The organism is Halomonas sp. ND22Bw (assembly GCF_003011945.1).
GTDB classification, from domain to species: Bacteria; Pseudomonadota; Gammaproteobacteria; order Pseudomonadales; family Halomonadaceae; genus Halomonas; species Halomonas halophila.
Map to the genome: position 1 here is coordinate 1 of NZ_PXWD01000996.1, position 267 is coordinate 267.

The following is a 267-nucleotide window of genomic DNA, read 5'->3' on the forward strand; positions in this document are numbered from 1 at the left end:
AGGGGGTCGAACGGCACCATCTCGGCGGCGAAGTCGGGCGGCACCTGCACCGCCTCCTTGGAGGCCAGGATGTAGAACTGGCCGGGATCGAGGATCAGCGCCCGCGTGGGATCGGCGTGCAGCGGCTCCCAGAAGTCCACCGCCCGGTGGGCGCCGGGCGCGTCCACGTCGACGAGGCCGGTATGGCGCCGGGCGCGGTAGCCAACGAGGCCGGAGAAGCCCGAGAGATCGATCGAGACGCCGATGCCGCCCTGGAAGGTCGGGCTC

1 protein-coding gene is annotated in these 267 nt (G+C 71.9%); it reads right to left on the minus strand.

The features are described 5' to 3' along the window. The coding region (locus tag CVH10_RS21155) for a 2'-deoxycytidine 5'-triphosphate deaminase (RefSeq protein ID WP_181244620.1) at positions 1 to 267 on the minus strand (267 nt) is incomplete at both ends.